Source organism: Agrobacterium tumefaciens, assembly GCA_025559845.1.
Classification (GTDB): Bacteria; Pseudomonadota; Alphaproteobacteria; order Rhizobiales; family Rhizobiaceae; genus Agrobacterium.
Genome location: CP048469.1, coordinates 817,025 through 833,421, shown reverse-complemented (window position 1 = coordinate 833,421; position 16,397 = coordinate 817,025). Strand labels below are relative to the sequence as shown.

Annotated in this window: 17 protein-coding genes; 11 read left to right on the top strand and 6 right to left on the bottom strand. The window is 57.8% G+C overall.

Annotated elements, in window-relative coordinates; all coding sequences use genetic code 11:
- Nucleotides 1-178 precede the first annotated feature (178 nt).
- The 5 genes from FY156_04045 to FY156_04025 all read left to right on the top strand — a co-directional run bounded on the left by FY156_04045 (nucleotide 179) and on the right by FY156_04025 (nucleotide 4,420).
- A complete protein-coding gene (locus FY156_04045) occupies nucleotides 179-967 on the top strand; it encodes an SDR family oxidoreductase (GenBank protein UXS00722.1) in 789 nt (262 codons plus the stop codon).
- Complete coding sequence (gene uvrC, locus FY156_04040; GenBank protein UXS00721.1) at nucleotides 964-3,006, top strand: excinuclease ABC subunit UvrC; 2,043 nt, start codon at nucleotides 964-966, stop codon at nucleotides 3,004-3,006. Before FY156_04045 ends, uvrC begins: the two co-directional genes overlap by 4 nt.
- A 100-nt stretch (nucleotides 3,007-3,106) precedes the next feature.
- Nucleotides 3,107-3,694: a CDP-diacylglycerol--glycerol-3-phosphate 3-phosphatidyltransferase gene (gene pgsA / locus FY156_04035; protein UXS00720.1), complete on the top strand. Its 588-nt coding sequence runs from the start codon at nucleotides 3,107-3,109 to the stop codon at nucleotides 3,692-3,694.
- On the top strand, nucleotides 3,694-3,948 hold the full coding sequence (gene moaD / locus FY156_04030; GenBank protein UXS00719.1) for a molybdopterin converting factor subunit 1: 255 nt from the start codon (nucleotides 3,694-3,696) through the stop codon (nucleotides 3,946-3,948). Before pgsA ends, moaD begins: the two co-directional genes overlap by 1 nt.
- A gap of 4 nt (nucleotides 3,949-3,952) precedes the next feature.
- Nucleotides 3,953-4,420, top strand: coding sequence for a molybdenum cofactor biosynthesis protein MoaE (locus tag FY156_04025; GenBank protein UXS00718.1), 468 nt, complete (start codon nucleotides 3,953-3,955; stop codon nucleotides 4,418-4,420).
- Nucleotides 4,421-4,423: 3 nt separating this feature from the next.
- Here FY156_04025 and FY156_04020 read toward each other — a convergent pair whose 3' ends face one another.
- A complete protein-coding gene (locus FY156_04020; GenBank protein UXS00717.1) occupies nucleotides 4,424-5,320 on the bottom strand; it encodes a branched-chain amino acid ABC transporter permease in 897 nt (298 codons plus the stop codon).
- 60 nt (nucleotides 5,321-5,380) lie between these two features.
- Between FY156_04020 and FY156_04015 the strand changes: the two genes are divergently transcribed.
- A complete protein-coding gene (locus tag FY156_04015) occupies nucleotides 5,381-5,932 on the top strand; it encodes a hypothetical protein (protein UXS00716.1) in 552 nt (183 codons plus the stop codon).
- Complete coding sequence (locus FY156_04010) at nucleotides 5,929-6,432, top strand: hypothetical protein (protein ID UXS00715.1); 504 nt, start codon at nucleotides 5,929-5,931, stop codon at nucleotides 6,430-6,432. Before FY156_04015 ends, FY156_04010 begins: the two co-directional genes overlap by 4 nt.
- A gap of 98 nt (nucleotides 6,433-6,530) precedes the next feature.
- On the opposite strand, the gene ndk is transcribed toward FY156_04010, so the two are convergent.
- Together ndk and FY156_04000 are read right to left on the bottom strand one after the other, a co-directional pair.
- Complete coding sequence (ndk, locus tag FY156_04005) at nucleotides 6,531-6,953, bottom strand: nucleoside-diphosphate kinase (protein ID UXS00714.1); 423 nt, start codon at nucleotides 6,951-6,953, stop codon at nucleotides 6,531-6,533.
- A gap of 103 nt (nucleotides 6,954-7,056) precedes the next feature.
- Nucleotides 7,057-7,752 carry a glutathione S-transferase family protein gene (locus FY156_04000; GenBank protein UXS00713.1) on the bottom strand — a complete coding sequence of 232 codons (696 nt, stop codon included), beginning with the start codon at nucleotides 7,750-7,752 and terminating at the stop codon, nucleotides 7,057-7,059.
- A 265-nt stretch (nucleotides 7,753-8,017) separates the two neighbouring features.
- Here FY156_04000 and FY156_03995 point away from each other — a divergent pair, with 265 nt between their 5' ends.
- The 4 genes from FY156_03995 (at nucleotide 8,018) to FY156_03980 (ending at nucleotide 12,967) form a co-directional block, all read left to right on the top strand.
- Entirely contained in the window at nucleotides 8,018-9,046 is a 1,029-nt protein-coding gene (locus FY156_03995) for a GGDEF domain-containing protein (protein UXS00712.1), read from the top strand.
- A 59-nt stretch (nucleotides 9,047-9,105) separates the two neighbouring features.
- Nucleotides 9,106-10,989, top strand: coding sequence for an ABC-F family ATP-binding cassette domain-containing protein (locus tag FY156_03990; protein UXS00711.1), 1,884 nt, complete (start codon nucleotides 9,106-9,108; stop codon nucleotides 10,987-10,989).
- A 94-nt stretch (nucleotides 10,990-11,083) separates the two neighbouring features.
- Entirely contained in the window at nucleotides 11,084-11,929 is an 846-nt protein-coding gene (locus FY156_03985; protein UXS00710.1) for a polysaccharide deacetylase family protein, read from the top strand.
- Between the two features lie 111 nt (nucleotides 11,930-12,040).
- Nucleotides 12,041-12,967, top strand: a complete 927-nt coding sequence (locus tag FY156_03980; GenBank protein UXS00709.1) for a Gfo/Idh/MocA family oxidoreductase — start codon at nucleotides 12,041-12,043, stop codon at nucleotides 12,965-12,967.
- A 6-nt stretch (nucleotides 12,968-12,973) separates the two neighbouring features.
- Here FY156_03980 and FY156_03975 read toward each other — a convergent pair whose 3' ends face one another.
- The 3 genes from FY156_03975 to FY156_03965 form a co-directional block, all read right to left on the bottom strand.
- Nucleotides 12,974-14,002, bottom strand: a complete 1,029-nt coding sequence (locus FY156_03975) for a sensor domain-containing diguanylate cyclase (protein UXS00708.1) — start codon at nucleotides 14,000-14,002, stop codon at nucleotides 12,974-12,976.
- A gap of 314 nt (nucleotides 14,003-14,316) precedes the next feature.
- Nucleotides 14,317-14,766, bottom strand: a complete 450-nt coding sequence (locus FY156_03970; GenBank protein UXS00707.1) for a DNA polymerase III subunit chi — start codon at nucleotides 14,764-14,766, stop codon at nucleotides 14,317-14,319.
- Nucleotides 14,767-14,819: 53 nt separating this feature from the next.
- A complete protein-coding gene (locus tag FY156_03965) occupies nucleotides 14,820-16,313 on the bottom strand; it encodes a leucyl aminopeptidase (GenBank protein UXS00706.1) in 1,494 nt (497 codons plus the stop codon).
- Between the last annotated feature and the right edge of the window lie 84 nt (nucleotides 16,314-16,397).

The window sequence follows — 16,397 nt, the reverse complement described above, 5'->3', positions numbered from 1 at the left end:
CTAACTGCAACAAAGGTTTTATTAAGGATAACAGAAATTTAATTTATAGTATATCCAATTTAATCTTGATTATATTTCAATTAAACTTTGAATATATCAAAACTCAAATTCGACCTTTTTCTTTAACGCCTGAAGAAAATCTTGCGATTTGCATTTATATCCATCACATAGGGCGGGTATGAGCAAATGCAGGTCGAATGTGAGCGAGAATATACCAAAGACTGTCTTGATAACCGGGGCCGCACGCCGGCTGGGACGTGCAATTGCCACGGACCTTGCGGCGCAGGGTTTTGCCGTTGCCGTCCATGCCAACACCTCAATCGCCGAAGCGGAGGAATTCGCTAACGAAATAAGGCAGAACGGTGGCAAGGCTGTCGCACTTCAAGCTGATCTGACACAATCGTCACAAACGGCCGAGCTCGTTACGAAGGCCCAAGCGGCGCTCGGACCTGTTGGTGTTCTCGTCAACAACGCCTCGGTTTTCCGGCATGATTCCGCTGCCGAACCGGATGCTGCGGCTTTCGACGCGCATTTTGCCGTTCACGTTCGCGCTCCCTCCATTCTGGCTTCCGAGCTGGTCAGGCACTTGCCTGCCGAAAATTCCGGCCTGATCGTCAATATCGTCGATCAGCGCGTTCTCTCGCCAAATCCCCGCTTTTACTCCTACACATTATCCAAGGCGGCGCTGTGGATGGCGACGCAGACCATGGCGCAAAGCTTTGCACCGCGCGTGCGGGTCAATGCAATTGGCCCCGGCCCTTCCTTCAAAAGCGAAAGACAGCGGCCGGAGGACTTTCAGGCACAAATCGACGGCCTTATATTAAAGAGAGGTCCAGCACCGGAGGAATTCGGGCGGACGATTCGCTTTCTTTTTGACACGCCGTCGATCACCGGACAAATGATCGCGCTCGACGGCGGCCAGCATCTGAGCTGGGAAACCCCTGACGTGGCGGAGATACCTGAATGAACGGAAAGAAGCTGCCGGATGGCGGTGTTCTCTTCGATGAAACCGACGATGAAGACGATGACACCAGTCTTACCGCACCGGAAGCGGCCGAGGCGGGCGCCTCGCAAGGCATCGACTGGACTGCAGGCTGGAAGAACGAATCCGGCCTGACCGGCATGGACCTGATCGGCGAATTCGTCAAACACCTGCCAAATGCGCCGGGTGTCTACCGCATGTTCAATGAAGCGGGTGATGTGCTTTATGTTGGCAAGGCGCGCTCGCTGAAGAAGCGTGTCGGCAACTATGCGCAGGGCCGTGTTCATTCCAACCGCATCGGCCAGATGGTGCGGCTGACGGTGCACATGGAATTCGTCACGACGCGGACGGAAACCGAAGCGCTGCTCCTGGAAGCCAATCTCATCAAGCGCCTGCGGCCACGTTTCAACGTGCTGCTGCGCGACGACAAGTCGTTTCCTTATATCCTCATCACCGCCGACAGCCGTGCGCCTGCTATTTTCAAGCACCGTGGCGCACGTGCCCGAAAGGGTGACTACTTCGGCCCCTTCGCCTCTGCCGGTGCTGTTGGTCGCACGATCAACTCGCTGCAACGCGCCTTCCTGATCCGAACCTGTACCGACAGCGTTTTCGAAACACGAACACGCCCCTGTCTTCTGTATCAAATCAAGCGCTGTTCCGGCCCCTGCACGCATGAAATCAGCGATGCGGGGTATGACGAACTGGTACAGGAGGCCAAGGACTTCCTCTCCGGCAAGAGCCAGAGCGTGAAGACCGCAATTGCCCGGCAGATGAACGAAGCTGCGGAAGACCTCGATTTCGAACGTGCCGCCGTTTACCGCGATCGTCTGGCAGCGCTCAGTCATGTGCAGAGCCATCAGGGCATCAACCCGGCCGGTATCGAAGAGGCGGATGTCTTCGCGATCCATCATGAAGGCGGCATATCCTGCATTCAGGTGTTCTTCTTCCGCACCGGCCAGAACTGGGGCAACCGCGCTTATTTCCCGAAAGCCGATCCTTCGCTTTCCAGCGCTGAAATTCTCAACGCCTTCCTGGCGCAGTTTTACGATGACAAGCCGGTGCCGCGGCAAATCCTGCTGTCTGAAACGGTGGAAGAGCAGGAATTGCTGGCCGCCGCGCTGGGTGAAAAGGCCGGGCACAAGGTCACGATCGTCGTGCCGCAGCGCGGGGAAAAGAAAGACATCACCGACCACGTTCTTGCCAATGCGCGCGAGGCGCACGGTCGCAAGCTTGCAGAGACCTCTTCCCAGACACGGCTGCTGAAGGGATTTGCCGAGACCTTCGGCCTTCCCTATGTGCCGCGCCGCATCGAGATTTACGATAACTCGCATATCATGGGCACCAATGCCGTCGGCGGCATGGTTGTCGCGGGGCCAGAAGGCTTCGTGAAGAACCAGTACCGCAAGTTCAACATCAAATCGACCGACATCACGCCCGGTGACGACTTCGGCATGATGCGCGAGGTGATGACGAGACGGTTTTCCAGACTGTTGAAGGAAGAAGGCAAACCCGACCGGACGCAGGCACCCACCCAGGAAGAACTGGCTGATGCCCCCTTCCCTGCCTGGCCCGATGTGATCCTGATCGATGGCGGTCAGGGCCAGATGACGGCGGTACGTGCCATTCTCGACGAGCTGGACATTCGCGACAGCGTGATCGCCATCGGCGTCGCCAAGGGTGTCGACCGCGACGCCGGGCGCGAGCGGTTTTTTGCCGACAGCCGCAGCGATTTTTCTCTGCCGCCACGTGATCCCGTGCTCTATTTCATCCAGCGCATGCGCGACGAGGCGCACCGTTTTGCCATTGGTTCACACCGGGCACGGCGCAAGAAGGAAATGATCAAGAACCCACTGGATGAAATCAGCGGCATCGGCCCCGGACGCAAGCGGGCGCTGCTTCAGCACTTCGGCACGGCAAAGGCTGTGTCCCGCGCAGGCCTCAACGATTTGATGACTGTGGCAGGCATTTCCGAGACCGTAGCGCGACAAATTTACAATCATTTTCACGAGAGCGGCAGCGAGTGACGTTACCGTGAAGACCAACTGCTAAAAAACCATAATCAGATGTTGACCCTGCTGGTTCAGGGCGGCATCTAGGGCCAGATATTCGATCGACAGGTTTCCCATGGCTTCGCGCACATACAGTATTCCCAACCTCCTCACCTATGGCCGTATTCTCGCGGTTCCGGTCATTGTTTTGTGCTTCTTTATCGAGGGGAAGCTGGAGAGTTCGGACTTCGCGCGCTGGACCGCGCTGTGGCTGTTCATCGTTGCCTCGCTGACGGACTTTCTTGACGGTTATCTGGCGCGTATCTGGAACCAGACCTCGAATATCGGTCGCATGCTGGACCCGATCGCCGACAAGCTGCTGGTCGCCTCCGTTCTGCTGCTGATGGCTGCCGACGGCACCATTGCCGGCTGGTCGCTGTGGGCTGCAATCACCATTCTCTGCCGCGAAATTCTGGTTTCCGGCCTGCGTGAATATCTGGCGGCACTCAAGGTCAGCGTTCCCGTTACCCGCATCGCCAAGTGGAAGACCACCATCCAGATGGTTGCCATTGCCTTCCTGCTGGCAGGTCCGGCTGGCGATCAGGTTCTGCCCTACACCACCGAGATGGGAATTACGCTGCTGTGGATTGCTGCGGCACTGACCATTTACACCGGCTACGACTACTTCAAGGCCGGCCTCAAGCATATCGTGGATGCAGACTGATGACCCGGATCGTTTATTTCGCCTGGGTTCGAGAGAAGATCGGCACAGCCGAGGAAGAAATAGACATTCCGGTTTCTGTTAAGACGGCAGGCGAACTGATCGCCTACCTCACGACCCTTGGCGAAAACTATGAAGCCGCCTTCGAGTTTCCCGATGTGATCCGCGTTGCCGTCAATCAGGAGCATGTCGAGCACGATGAAAGCATTGTCGGAGCGCGCGAGATCGGCATCTTTCCGCCCATGACGGGAGGCTGAACCTTTGATACAGGCCGTCACACCGACCATTCGCGTGCAGGCTGATGATTTCGACGCCGCCGAAGAAACGCGTAAGCTGACGGCCGCCGACAAAAGCATCGGCGCGGTGGTGGCTTTTTCCGGACTTTGCCGGGATGACGGCGGTACGCTGGCCGCGCTGGAACTGGAACATTACCCCGGCATGGCGGAAGCGGAAATGAACCGCATTGCCACGCTTGCCATCGAACGCTTCAACCTTCTCGGCCTGACCGCGATCCACCGCCACGGCAAGATTGCCGCTGGCGACAACATCGTTCTGGTCATTGCCGCCTCCTCGCACCGCCAGGCCGCTTTCGATGGCGCCAACTTCGTCATGGACTATCTGAAAACCTCTGCCCCGTTCTGGAAAAAGGAACATGGCAAGGACGGCAAGGCTGGGGACTGGATCGAGTCCAAGACAGCCGACGACAAGGCAAAGGACAAGTGGCGCTAGGTGTCACGGCGCCTCACGGGCGCTGCGCATGATGACAAGCCAGAAAACCAGCATGACCAGTACCGCAGCGTCCCGCCACATCACCGGGCCGTAGCCCGACCAGAGCGTTTCGATGACGCCGATGGCCGCCGCACCAAGCGCGCAGACAAGCGGGCTGGTATATCCTCCTGCAGCCGAAATCAGCACGATCTTCAACCCGAAGACCAAACCCGCACCGAAATCCATGGTGCCGTAATAAAAGGTTGCCAGCACGCCGCCAATGGAGGCGACCAACCCCGCCGCGCAATAGGACATGAGAAACACCCGGCCTGCATCGACACCGCACAAGGAAGCGGCAAGCGGATCGTCAGATACCGCCTTCCAACGGCGCCCCAGGGATGATCGTGTCAGATATAGCGCGCCAAGCAAAACGACGAGACCGAAGATGGCGGTGTTTACCATCTGCATCGGTATGAGCGTGACGGCAAAATTCCCATCCTGCCAGAACGCCACAGGCTGAGACAGCAGCGGCGGAAGCCACAGTTGCCGCGTGTCGGCGGCCAGTCTGGCGCTTTCAGTCAAAGCAATCAGCGCACCGACCGACGCAACCGTCACGGCGTTGGGCGACGCTTTTACCAACGGTCGCATGACCGTCCTTCCCATGACGGCCGCGGCCCACAGGCCGCCAAACAGGCCCATGCCTGCCCCAAGTGCAAGGGTGGCAGGCAGGATCAGCCAAAGCTGGTTCCAACCAAAATCGGCAAACAGCAGGCATGTCTGACCGGCAAATGCGAAAATCGCGCCGTAGGTGACATCGGCACGCTTGGTGATGGAAAAGGCAACAGCGTACCCGAAGGCCAGCATCGCATAGAGCGCGGCGACCGGCACTGCGTTCAAGAGCTGTTGCAGGAAATACGCCATCGCCGCCCTCCTGGAAGGATTATAACTATCAAAAGCATTTTTAACAGTTATAATTGTGCCATGACCTTCTGCTGGACTTCACACCGTTTTGCTGGCGGCGCGTTGGCACTGGACGTTGCCAACAGCGTCATCCTTCGTTTCGATGCCGAAAAGTCGGTTGATCGCTTTGCGGTGCCTGAACAGATCGAGACTTTCGCGGACGCAGCAATAAAACTGTGTGCCGAGCGAGACAGGTTCCCGGCATTGACGGCGCCTGCCCCAACGAACCGGGACACACTGCTTGAACTGAGAGAGACGATCGACCGCTATTTTCGTGGATATATCATCGATGGAAAAGGTGATGACGGCAGGCTGGCTGATCTGCTCTTTGCCTGCGGATCGGCATTGCGGGCATTTCCAATGGCCGAAAGCCTCGCCAATGCCACGGCACATTCGGCGCTGACGCTGATTGCCGGACAGGACCGGGACCGCCTGAGAATCTGCGGAAATTGCGGCTGGCTTTTCATCGACCGCAGCAAGAACCGCAGTCGCATCTGGTGCGACATGGCGGTGTGCGGCAATCGCCAGAAGGCGGCGAAGCATTATCGGCGAAAAAAGGAAACGGCGTCATGAGATCGGTCGTTGCTGTCATTCTTGCCACGCTCGCTCTCACCGCCTGCCAGCGCGAAGAGCAAAGGGAAATTGCCAAGGTTTCCGGCCGCATGTTCGTCTTTAACTATCGTGTGGCTACTGCGACCTATCTGGTGACGCTTCAGCCAACCGCCCCGATCAAGGATGGTAGCAGCATCGAGGCCGAGTTCGAAAATCCGCGCGGCGGCGATGCGTTTTCCATCAAGGAGCCGCTTTTTCCGAAAAATCAGAAGATCGTCCTGCAGAGCCCACCGGTGGAATGCATTCGGGAAGGACGTCCTTATGCGGTGAAGATACGGCTGAGAGCGCCGGATGGACATGTGATGCAAACCATAGAGACAAGCATCACCTCTGACACCGACCAGTCCCTGCTGCCCGCGAAGCCCTTGGTGGTGGGACCGCTCTATACCCCCAACCCTGAGGTATTCAAGCAGGATGGCACGACCGATATGCGGCCGGTGCAGGATTGCCCGGCGACATGACCAAAAAAAACGGAGCCTTTCGGCTCCGTTTCCTTGAGTCATTTCAGTCTCTTGAACCCAATCCCTGACGGATGGATTCAAGTGCCTGATAAACTGAATCAGCCGACGATTTCGGTTTCGGCGAACCAGTAAGCGATTTCCTGAACAGCGGTTTCCGGAGCGTCGGAACCGTGAACGGAGTTTTCGCCGATGGACAGTGCGAAGGTCTTGCGGATGGTGCCTTCAGCAGCCTGTGCCGGGTTCGTCGCGCCCATGATTTCGCGGTTCTTGAGGATTGCGTTTTCGCCTTCCAGAACCTGAACGATGGTCGGGCCAGAGGTCATGCCTTCAACGAGTTCGCCGAAGAAAGGACGTTCCTTGTGAACAGCGTAGAAGCCTTCTGCTTCGCGCTTGCTCATCCAAACGCGCTTGGACGCGATGACGCGCAGGCCGTTGTCTTCAAATACCTTGGTGATCGCGCCAGTCAGGTTACGCTTGGTTGCGTCCGGCTTGATCATCGAAAATGTGCGTTCAATCGCCATGTGTCCGTTTCCTTTTCCTTCAGAGAAAGTGGGCGGTGTTTACCCGCCCAAAGGCCCGAAAACAAGGGGGATAGACCACTTTGCAATTGGGAAGCCAGACATTTCACGCCGCTGTCACACTGCGACCCTTCGCATCATAGAGATCGAGGCAGCTCTCGAACCAGCCACGAACCGGGTCGTTTTCGGTAAACAGGTCCGCTCCCGTGGTGATGCGCGCCCACTGCAACGCCCCGAAAACGATATAATCCGCAAACAGCGGTGTCATGCCACCGATGAAAGGCTGGAAGCCCAGCATGCGGCGGATCGGCGCCAACAACGTCGGAAAGGCGGCAATTTCAGCCTCGCGGTTGGCCACCGCCGCTTCCAGTGAACGGCCGAGCGCTTTGGTGCGGCTTTCACGGAAATAAAGGCGATCCGGTTCATCCAGCATATCGTGAATATCGAGAACGGCGATGCGCACGATGGCCGGATGGAGCTGGGTCTGCGACCAGCTTTCCACGAAGCGTGCCATTGCCTTGCCACCCTCACCATTGAAGAGCGACGGCCGCTCCGGATAGACCTCGTCCAGATAAAGGGCGATTTCGAAGCTGTCGCTTATGAGCTGGTCGCCGTCCCTGAGGATCGGCACGGTTTTGGAAAAACCACCCTCGGCGCTCGGAATTGCCGTGAACGGCAAGGGGCGTTCTTCGAAGTCCAGGCCCTTATGCGCCAGCGAAAGAACTGTCTTCCAGCAATGGGGCGAAAAAGGACGGGAAGCATCGCTTCCACACAGGGAATACAGCGTTCTGGACGTCGACATACAACAGCACCTTTCAATAGGACCATGCGGACAACGATATAAGAACGGCGCCGCGGCGAAATCAAATCAGGAAATGTCATGGCACCCATCAGAAATGGATGTGACGTTTCGCAACACAGACCATACCGGACAATATTTTGGTAAGCATAAAACGCATGCTTCTCAGTGCTTTATGGTATTTTAAGCAACCAACCCGATAAAACATTATCATCCCGCAACCGTGATTTCCGGTTTGCGCATCGTAACAACAGTGTTGGGGCTGCACGTGACTATTCCGAACGGCGACAGACATCGTGAGAACGCGAAGAACAGCCTGATCGTTACCAAGATCACGCAGTTCATCGCGAAGATGAACATTGCTCCCCTGCCACGCAATTACGAACTGATCTTCGAGATATTGGCAGGCCATAACCCGGCCATGGGTCGTGAGGTGCTTGCACTTGGCAACGCGCCACAGCAGCACGAGCTTGATATTGTCGGCCAGCGACATGGTCTGGCGGGTTTTTCCCGTATCGCGGCGAGCAAAGCCACCAACGACGCAGCAGAAACGCTCGAGCAGATAGCGGCGCGGCTGGATGCCGGCCTGCATCGCACCGAGGTTTTTCTGTCCTCGATGCAGACCGTAGAACCCGAACATGTGTCGCGACTGGTTCGCGATATTCACGATGAGCAAACGAGCCTGAAAAACTTCCTTGCTCACGGCTTGGAGAAAATTCGCGCCACCGAAAAAAACAGCACACATATTCAGGCTGTCTCCTTGCGCGATACGCTGACGACGCTGCCGAACCGTGCAGCCTTTCTCGAAAAGCTGACCGCAATGTATGAGGAAGGCGATGCGCCTTCTGCAGCCTCCATGCTGCTGGTCAACATCGACCACTTCCGCGAAATCAATGCGAAGTACGGTCCGGCCGCCGGCAACAAGGCGTTGCGGCGACTGGCAGCGCTATTTCGCAAGACAATCAAGAAGGATGACTTCGTCGCGCGTATCGGCGGCAACGAATTCGCCTTCATCTTCATGGGTGTGGCGCAAAACACCGCACAAAGCATTGCGGAGCGTCTGCGCCGCAGCGTCGAGGATCTTCGCTTTGCCACCAGAGACGGCGATGGTGACCATCTGACGATTTCAGTCGGTGTTGCGGCACTGGACGGCGCGGCAACTCCGGCCGAATTCTACAGCCACGCAGAACTGGCGCTTCTTGCCGCCAGAAGCAGCGCGCGCAACTGCGTCGTCGGCTACTCCAGGGACGTCGCACAGCGCAGTCGCAACAGCTATCTTCTGCAACTCGGCGGCTGAACCGCCAACCACCTTTCGACGCTCTTGCATCGGGCGCAGAGTTCAGACAAAACGGCGGCATGATTACGATTACCGATCTTTCCGCCCGTATCGCAGGACGCCTGCTTCTCGACAACGCCAGTGTCACGCTGCCTGCCGGTGTGAAAGCGGGCCTTGTCGGCCGTAACGGCGCCGGCAAATCCACGCTGTTTCGCGTCATCACCGGTGACCTCGCGGCGGAAAACGGATCGGTCACCATTCCCAAACAGGCCCGGATCGGCCAGGTCGCCCAGGAAGCGCCGGGAACCGAGGAGTCGCTGATTTCGATCGTGCTGTCAGCCGACAAGGAGCGCGCCGCGCTGCTGGCCGAAGCCGAAACGGCGACCGATCCGCATCGCATCGCTGAAATCCAGATGCGCCTTGTCGATATTGACGCCCATTCTGCGGAAGCGCGCGCCTCCAGCATTCTCGCCGGTCTCGGTTTCAACCAGGAAGCCCAGCTTCGCCCGGCCTCGTCGTTTTCCGGCGGCTGGCGCATGCGCGTCGCGCTCGCCTCCGTACTGTTTGCCGAGCCTGACCTTTTGCTTCTCGACGAACCGACCAACTATCTCGACCTTGAAGGGACGCTGTGGCTGGAGGATTACATCCGCCGCTACCCGCACACTGTCATCATCATCAGCCACGACCGCGATCTCCTGAACAACGCGGTCAACTCGATCGTTCACCTCGATCAGAAGAAGCTGACCTTCTATCGCGGCGGGTACGACCAGTTCGAGCGTCAGAAGGCTGAAGCTGACGAATTGCAGATGAAGGCCAAGGCCAAGAACGATGCGGCGCGCAAACATCTGCAGAGCTTCATCGATCGTTTCAAGGCCAAGGCATCCAAGGCCAAGCAGGCACAAAGCCGCGTGAAGGCACTGGAGCGCATGGGAACGGTCGCGGCGGTGATCGAAGATCACGTGCAGCCGATCACCTTTCCGGAGCCGGAAAAGCAGCCGGCTTCCCCGATCGTAGCCATCAATGGCGGCGCTGTCGGCTACGAGCCGGGCAAGTCCATTCTCAAGCAGTTGAACCTGCGTATCGACAATGACGACCGCATCGCGCTGCTCGGTTCGAACGGCAACGGCAAGTCGACGTTTGCCAAGTTCATCTCCGGTCGCCTTGCGCCGCAGGCGGGCGATCTGCGTGTCGCATCTGGTCTGAAAATCGGTTTCTTTGCCCAGCATCAGCTCGACGATCTCGTTCCGAACGAAACGCCGGTCGAACATGTGCGCAAGTTGATGCCGCAGGCCGCTGAAGCGCAGGTTCGCGCCCGTGTGGCCCAGATGGGCCTGACGACGGAAAAGATGGCCACGGCCGCGAAAGACCTCTCAGGTGGCGAAAAAGCCCGCCTGCTGATGGGACTTGCGGCTTTCCATGCGCCGCATCTGCTCATTCTCGACGAACCGACCAACCACCTTGATATCGACAGCCGCCGGGCACTGATCGAAGCGCTGAACGATTATAACGGTGCCGTCATCCTGATCTCGCACGACCGTCACCTGATCGAAGCGACCGTCGACCGGCTGTGGCTGGTGGCGGATGGCACCGTGAAGACCTTTGAAGGCGACATGGAGGAATATCGCGATATCGTCGTATCCTCCGGCAAGAAGAAGGACGACAAGCCAGACATTGCGAGTGATCAGGCCTCGAAGGCCGACCAACGCAAGGCGAACGCCGAAAAGCGTGCGCAACTCGCTCCGCTCAAGAAAAAGATCAATGAAATCGAATCCCTGACGGCAAAGCTTGAGAAACTGATTCAGTCACTCGACAAGGAGCTGGCCGACCCTGCCCTTTACGAAAAGGCGCCTGCCAAAGCTGCCCAAAAGGTCAAGGAACGTGGCGAAGCCGCAAGCAAGCTGGCCGATGCCGAAGAACAATGGCTGATGCTCTCCGGCGAGTACGAAGAAGCCATGGCGGTGTGACGGCAAGGATCGACAACCAGCGGTAACGCCTCATTAACCATAATCGGAGAAATTCGGGAGCAGTTGATTTGCTGCTTTTGAGCCGAGTTTTTCCATGTCCATTCGCGTCGTTTCCGTTGCCGTCATCGTGGCTGCCATCCTTTCAGGCTGCGCAGGCAAACCGCAGGGAGATGGCTCTCTGAAAACGGCGTTCGCCGCCACGATGCCCGCCAATCCGGCGGGTCATGCCGATGCAAGCGATCCCGTCCCGCTCTCTCCCGCTGCCTGGGTGCGGCCGAGACATCCCAGCGCTCTTGCCGGCCGTGACATCGAGGTCTCGTCGATTTCCGACATCAGCCTGGCGAACAAGGAAGTCGTTCTCAGTTTCGACGATGGCCCGGTGCCCGGCAAGACCGAGAATATTCTGGCGACGCTTGACGAATTCGGTGTGAAGGCAACCTTCCTGATGGTCGGTGAAATGGCAAAGGCCCACCCGGAGCTTGCCCGCAAGGTCGTGTCCGACGGGCACAGCATCGGCAGCCATACCTACAGCCACCCCAACCTCGCGCACCTCTCCTTCGACCGGGCACTGAACGAAATATCGAAGGGCGCCAAGGCCGTTGCCGACGCCACCGAAACAGACGTTCCTTTCTTCCGCTTCCCTTACCTTGCCGATACATCGCGGCTTCGCCATTCGCTTGCCTCGCGCGGTACAGTGGTGATGGATGTGCAGATCGACTCCAAGGACTATTTCAAGGATGCACCCGCCGTGGTGGCGTCACGCACCATTGAGGCCTTGCGTCATCGCGGCAGCGGCATCATTCTGATGCATGACATTCACAAGCGCACCGCCGCCATGCTGCCGGCATTGCTGACGCAATTGAAGGCGGAAGGCTATAAAGTCGTACATTTGCGCTACAAGGCACCGCAGAAATGGCCGATGCTGGTCGCAGCACTCTAATAAAATCAACCCGAAAAGAAGCGATGGCCATATCTTGCCCGGCCATTGCTTTCTGCTACAACACTTCAAAAATGTTATTTTTCGAGTTAAACACAGACACGGGTACTACGCATGTCAGCCACCAAACTCGCCATCGTCGGCGTCGGCAAGATCGTTCGCGACCAGCATCTTCCCGCCATTGCAGGCAATCCCGATTTCGAACTGATCGCCACGGCCAGCCGCCACGGCACCGTCGACGGTATCGCTTCCTACAACAATATCGAAGCCATGCTCGAGGCTGTTCCGCAGATCGACGCGGTCTCGCTCTGTATGCCGCCGCAGTACCGTTATGAAGCCGCTTACACGGCTTTGAACGCCGGCAAGCACGTCTTCCTTGAAAAGCCGCCGGGCGCGACGCTTTCGGAGGTGCAGGATCTTGTTCGCCTCGCCGACAGTAAGGGTCTCTCGCTGTTTGCAAGCTGGCATTCGCGTTACGCACCCGCCGTTGAAGCTGCCAAGGCTTTTCTGGCCTCGACGAAGATCGAGAGCGTTCATGTCATCTGGAAGGAAGATGTGCGCCACTGGCATCCGAACCAGGAATGGATCTGGCAGGCAGGCGGTCTCGGCGTCTTCGATCCCGGCATCAACGCCCTCTCTATCATCACCCACATCCTGCCGCGCGCCCTGTTCATCACCAAAGCTACGCTGGAATTCCCGGAAAACCGTGATGCGCCCATCGCCGCAGACCTGCATTTTTCCGATGTGACGAAGATGCCGGTTCACGCCGAGTTCGACTGGCGTCAGACTGGCAAGCAGAGCTGGGACATCATTGCCGAGACGGCAGACGGTCAGATGGTGCTTTCCGAAGGCGGTGCTAAGCTGTCGATCAATGGCGACATGAAGCTTTCCGAACCGGAACGTGAGTACCCTGCCCTTTACGAACGCTTCGCCGAAATCATCAAGGCGGGCAAATCGGACGTCGATCTGGCGCCGCTGACCCACGTGGCCGATGCCTTTCTGCTCGGTCGCCACAAGTTCGTGGATTCGTTCTACGACTGAGACTGATCAAAGGGCGCGGCTGACATACCGGTCGCGCCCGGCTTTTTTAGCCTGATAAAGCGCTTCATCGACATTCGACAGAAGCGTTGCCCGGTCGGCACCGGCCTGCGGCGCAATTGCCCCGCCAATACTCAGCCGCGAAACAACCTGACGGCCATCGATATCGAAGGGCTCGCGGAAAGCGCACAACAGGCGATCCGCCAGCAGGCTCATCGTCTCCGGACCATCGGGACGGGGAACGAAAATGGCGAACTCATCGCCACCCATGCGCACGACGATATCTTCATTGCGGGTTACGGCGCGGATACGATTGGCGGCGGCCGCCAGAACGCAGTCGCCAGCCGAATGGCCAAAGGTATCGTTGATGATCTTGAAGCCATCCATATCCATATAAAGCGCACCGAACGTTTCGTTTTCGTGCAGGGCTAGTCCAAGCTGCAGATCGACCAGCACGTCGAGTGCCTTGCGATTATAAAATCCTGTCAATGGATCGGTCATGGCGGCGTTGCGGAGCTCGCGTTCGGCAAGGCTCATTGTGAAATTCGCCTTCTGAAGCCGCAACACGGCTGTCGCGAGAACGGCAAAACGCTGCAGATTGTCGATCTCAGCCATGGAGAACAGCCGTGGCACTGTGTCGACGACGCAGAACGCACCGACAATCAGCCCAGGCTCGAGCTCGATCGGTGCGCCCGCATAAGCGCGCAACTTCGGGCCTTCCTGGACATAAGGCATCGCGCAGAAGTCCGGATGGACGGTCAAATCGGGAATGACCACGACATCCTGCTTGGCCAGAACGCGATTGCAGATTGAGACATCGCGCGGGCATTCGGCTAATTGCATGCCGGCCTGCTCCACTATGTAGAGCCAGTCATCGTCCATCAGGTGAACGGAGGCGCGTGAAACGGAAAAGACGCCGCGCGCGAGCTCGGAGAGAGCCTCCAGCTCCGGCGACGGACCATTCTTGAATGACATCAATGAACGAACAGCCATCAGACGCTCCATTTCCCGATCCGGTAATGAAATCATCTGGTCCATATTTCTATCCTTCTGTCTTCTCACATCCAGCGCTCAGGCGGGATGTTGCAGCGAAATGACGCTGCTGCCCCGACACCGGCTTCCAAGGGAATCGTGTCACTTCCATGTCTTGAGGACGCCTATTCTTCAAAACTGAGAAAAAATCGCCCTAACGAACTGATTTAAAACATCTTTCGAACGAAATCCGATTCCGGTTTCCGGACCGATGTCATGGCCATAATGCAGAAGCTGGCGCTGCGTGCTACATATGATTTTTTGCCCGTGGTTTCCCTTAGAGAAAAACCTTTCGCTGGTGCAGCGACGGGTGCCTTTGGTCAGGCCTTTTTCTGCCAGCGCCCTTCCGGCGATTGCTGCCAGTAGGTCAGGGCGTGCCCCTCTCCCTTCAGCCGTTTCCAATGATTGCGCGCCGTTTCAAGCTGGAACGCGTCATAGCCATCGAACATGAACACGATGCGTTCATAAGGCTCGACCGGCGGCGGTTCGGCGCCGTCGATCAGGAAGCGGACGCTGGCGCTGTTGCCGTTTGCATCCGAGGCGGTCAGAAGAACGGGCTGGTTCTCCGGCGAGGCCGCTGCATCCGTCGCGTGCGCCAGAAAGCTGTCATCCCGATACGTCCACAAATGGGAATCGAGAAAATCGCGCCGTTCAGCATCCGTTGTCTGGACCGCGACCTTCCAGCCGCGTTCCAGTGATTTTTCAAGCAAGGGCGGCAGGGCATCCTCCAGCTTCGATTCCGTCAGGTGATAGAACAGAATTTCGGTCATCGGTCAGTCTGTCGCCTCAGTTTATGCGCAACTCCCGAAGGAGCTGCCCGTTATCAGTCTTCGTAATGCGCGCGAACGAGTTCGTTCAGAAGGCGTACGCCGTAACCGGAACCCCAGGACTGGTTGATCTCGGTCAGCGGCGAACCCATCGCCGTTCCTGCGATATCCAGGTGCGCCCATGGCGTGTCACCCACAAAGCGCTTGAGGAACTGGGCAGCGGTCACCGAACCGGCAAGCCGGCCAGCGCTGTTCTTCATGTCCGCGAACTTGGAATCGATGATCTTGTCATAGTCCTTGCCGAGCGGCATGCGCCAGAGCTTTTCAGCCGTGTCTTCGCCCGCCTGTGTCAGACGGCCGGCGAGTTCGTCGTCATTCGAGAACAATCCCGCCTGCAGATTGCCAAGCGCCACGGTGATCGCACCGGTGAGCGTTGCCAGATTGATCATGAACTTCGGATCGAAACGATCCTTCGTGTACCAGAGCGCATCGGCCAGAACGAGACGGCCTTCCGCATCGGTGTTGATGATCTCGATGGTCTGGCCGGACATAGAGGTGACGATATCGCCCGGACGCTGGGCATTGCCATCCGGCATGTTTTCCACAAGACCAATCACACCCACGACATTCGCCTTGGCTTTACGGGCGGCAAGCGCATGCATGAGGCCGGTCACGGCAGCCGCGCCACCCATGTCGCCCTTCATGTCTTCCATGTTAAGGCCGGGCTTCAGCGAAATGCCGCCGGTGTCGAACACAACGCCCTTACCGACGAAGGCGATCGGCGAGTCCTTCTTGGAACCACCGTTCCACTGCATGACGGCAAGCCGCGGCGGACGGGCAGAGCCCTGTGCCACTCCAAGAAGTGCATTCATGCCGAGCTTCTTCAGTTCCTTTTCGCCCAGGATTTCAACCTCGACACCAAGCTTCTGCAGCTCTTCGGCCTTTTCTGCGAATTCCACTGGACCAAGCACGTTCGGCGGCAGATTGACGAGATCGCGGGCCAGAACAACGCCGCCTGCAATCGCCTGCGACACCTCAAATGCCTTTTCCGCTTCCTCGCGGGCAGCCGTGACAATCACGACTTCCACCTTCTTTGGTGTCTTTTCGTCTTCGGACTTCTTCTTCGTCTTGTAGGCATCGAAGGTGTAAGCACGCAGCAGGAGGCCGAGGGCGAAATCGGCTGCCGCCTGCCCGGTGACCTCGACGCCCGGGGCATCAAGGAAAACGACAACCTTTTCTGCCTTCTTGAAGCCTGCGGCTGCCGTACCGCCGACACGCAGCCAATCGTGGGCCGTAAGCTTCGAAGGCTTGCCAAGGCCAATGGCCAGCAGGCGGTCGGCACTGGAACCGTGCGGCGCGATGACATCAAGCGTCGTCATGGACTTGCCGGAGAAACCGGAGATCTTGGCCGCCTTTGCAACGATCGCTTCGGGGTCAGCGTCGGCTGTACCGGCGGGCTGCCAATCGCCGCCCGATACCTGCAACAAAATGGCGAGAGCGCCATCGAGCGAAACGGAACTGGCGAAAGAAATATCGAATTTGGCGGACATGTTTTCCTGCTCTTGCTGAACAAACTGATCGGGTGCACGCGATCATGGCCTTTTCAAAACCCCGTGCAACCCCGCAATCTTTAA

Excerpts from the sequence above, each read along its gene's own strand:
- FY156_03965 (UXS00706.1), bottom strand. The coding sequence starts at position 16,313 with ATGTCCGCCAAATTCGATATTTCTTTCGCCAGTTCCGTTTCGCTCGAT.
- FY156_03985 (UXS00710.1), top strand. The coding sequence starts at position 11,084 with ATGTCCATTCGCGTCGTTTCCGTTGCCGTCATCGTGGCTGCCATCCTT.
- FY156_03970 (UXS00707.1), bottom strand. The coding sequence starts at position 14,766 with ATGACCGAAATTCTGTTCTATCACCTGACGGAATCGAAGCTGGAGGAT.
- FY156_04020 (UXS00717.1), bottom strand. The coding sequence starts at position 5,320 with ATGGCGTATTTCCTGCAACAGCTCTTGAACGCAGTGCCGGTCGCCGCG.
- ndk (UXS00714.1), bottom strand. The coding sequence starts at position 6,953 with ATGGCGATTGAACGCACATTTTCGATGATCAAGCCGGACGCAACCAAG.
- FY156_04015 (UXS00716.1), top strand. The coding sequence starts at position 5,381 with ATGACCTTCTGCTGGACTTCACACCGTTTTGCTGGCGGCGCGTTGGCA.
- FY156_03990 (UXS00711.1), top strand. The coding sequence starts at position 9,106 with ATGATTACGATTACCGATCTTTCCGCCCGTATCGCAGGACGCCTGCTT.
- moaD (UXS00719.1), top strand. The coding sequence starts at position 3,694 with ATGACCCGGATCGTTTATTTCGCCTGGGTTCGAGAGAAGATCGGCACA.
- FY156_04010 (UXS00715.1), top strand. The coding sequence starts at position 5,929 with ATGAGATCGGTCGTTGCTGTCATTCTTGCCACGCTCGCTCTCACCGCC.
- uvrC (UXS00721.1), top strand. The coding sequence starts at position 964 with ATGAACGGAAAGAAGCTGCCGGATGGCGGTGTTCTCTTCGATGAAACC.
- FY156_03980 (UXS00709.1), top strand. The coding sequence starts at position 12,041 with ATGTCAGCCACCAAACTCGCCATCGTCGGCGTCGGCAAGATCGTTCGC.
- pgsA (UXS00720.1), top strand. The coding sequence starts at position 3,107 with ATGGCTTCGCGCACATACAGTATTCCCAACCTCCTCACCTATGGCCGT.
- FY156_03975 (UXS00708.1), bottom strand. The coding sequence starts at position 14,002 with ATGGACCAGATGATTTCATTACCGGATCGGGAAATGGAGCGTCTGATG.
- FY156_04000 (UXS00713.1), bottom strand. The coding sequence starts at position 7,752 with ATGTCGACGTCCAGAACGCTGTATTCCCTGTGTGGAAGCGATGCTTCC.
- FY156_04045 (UXS00722.1), top strand. The coding sequence starts at position 179 with ATGAGCAAATGCAGGTCGAATGTGAGCGAGAATATACCAAAGACTGTC.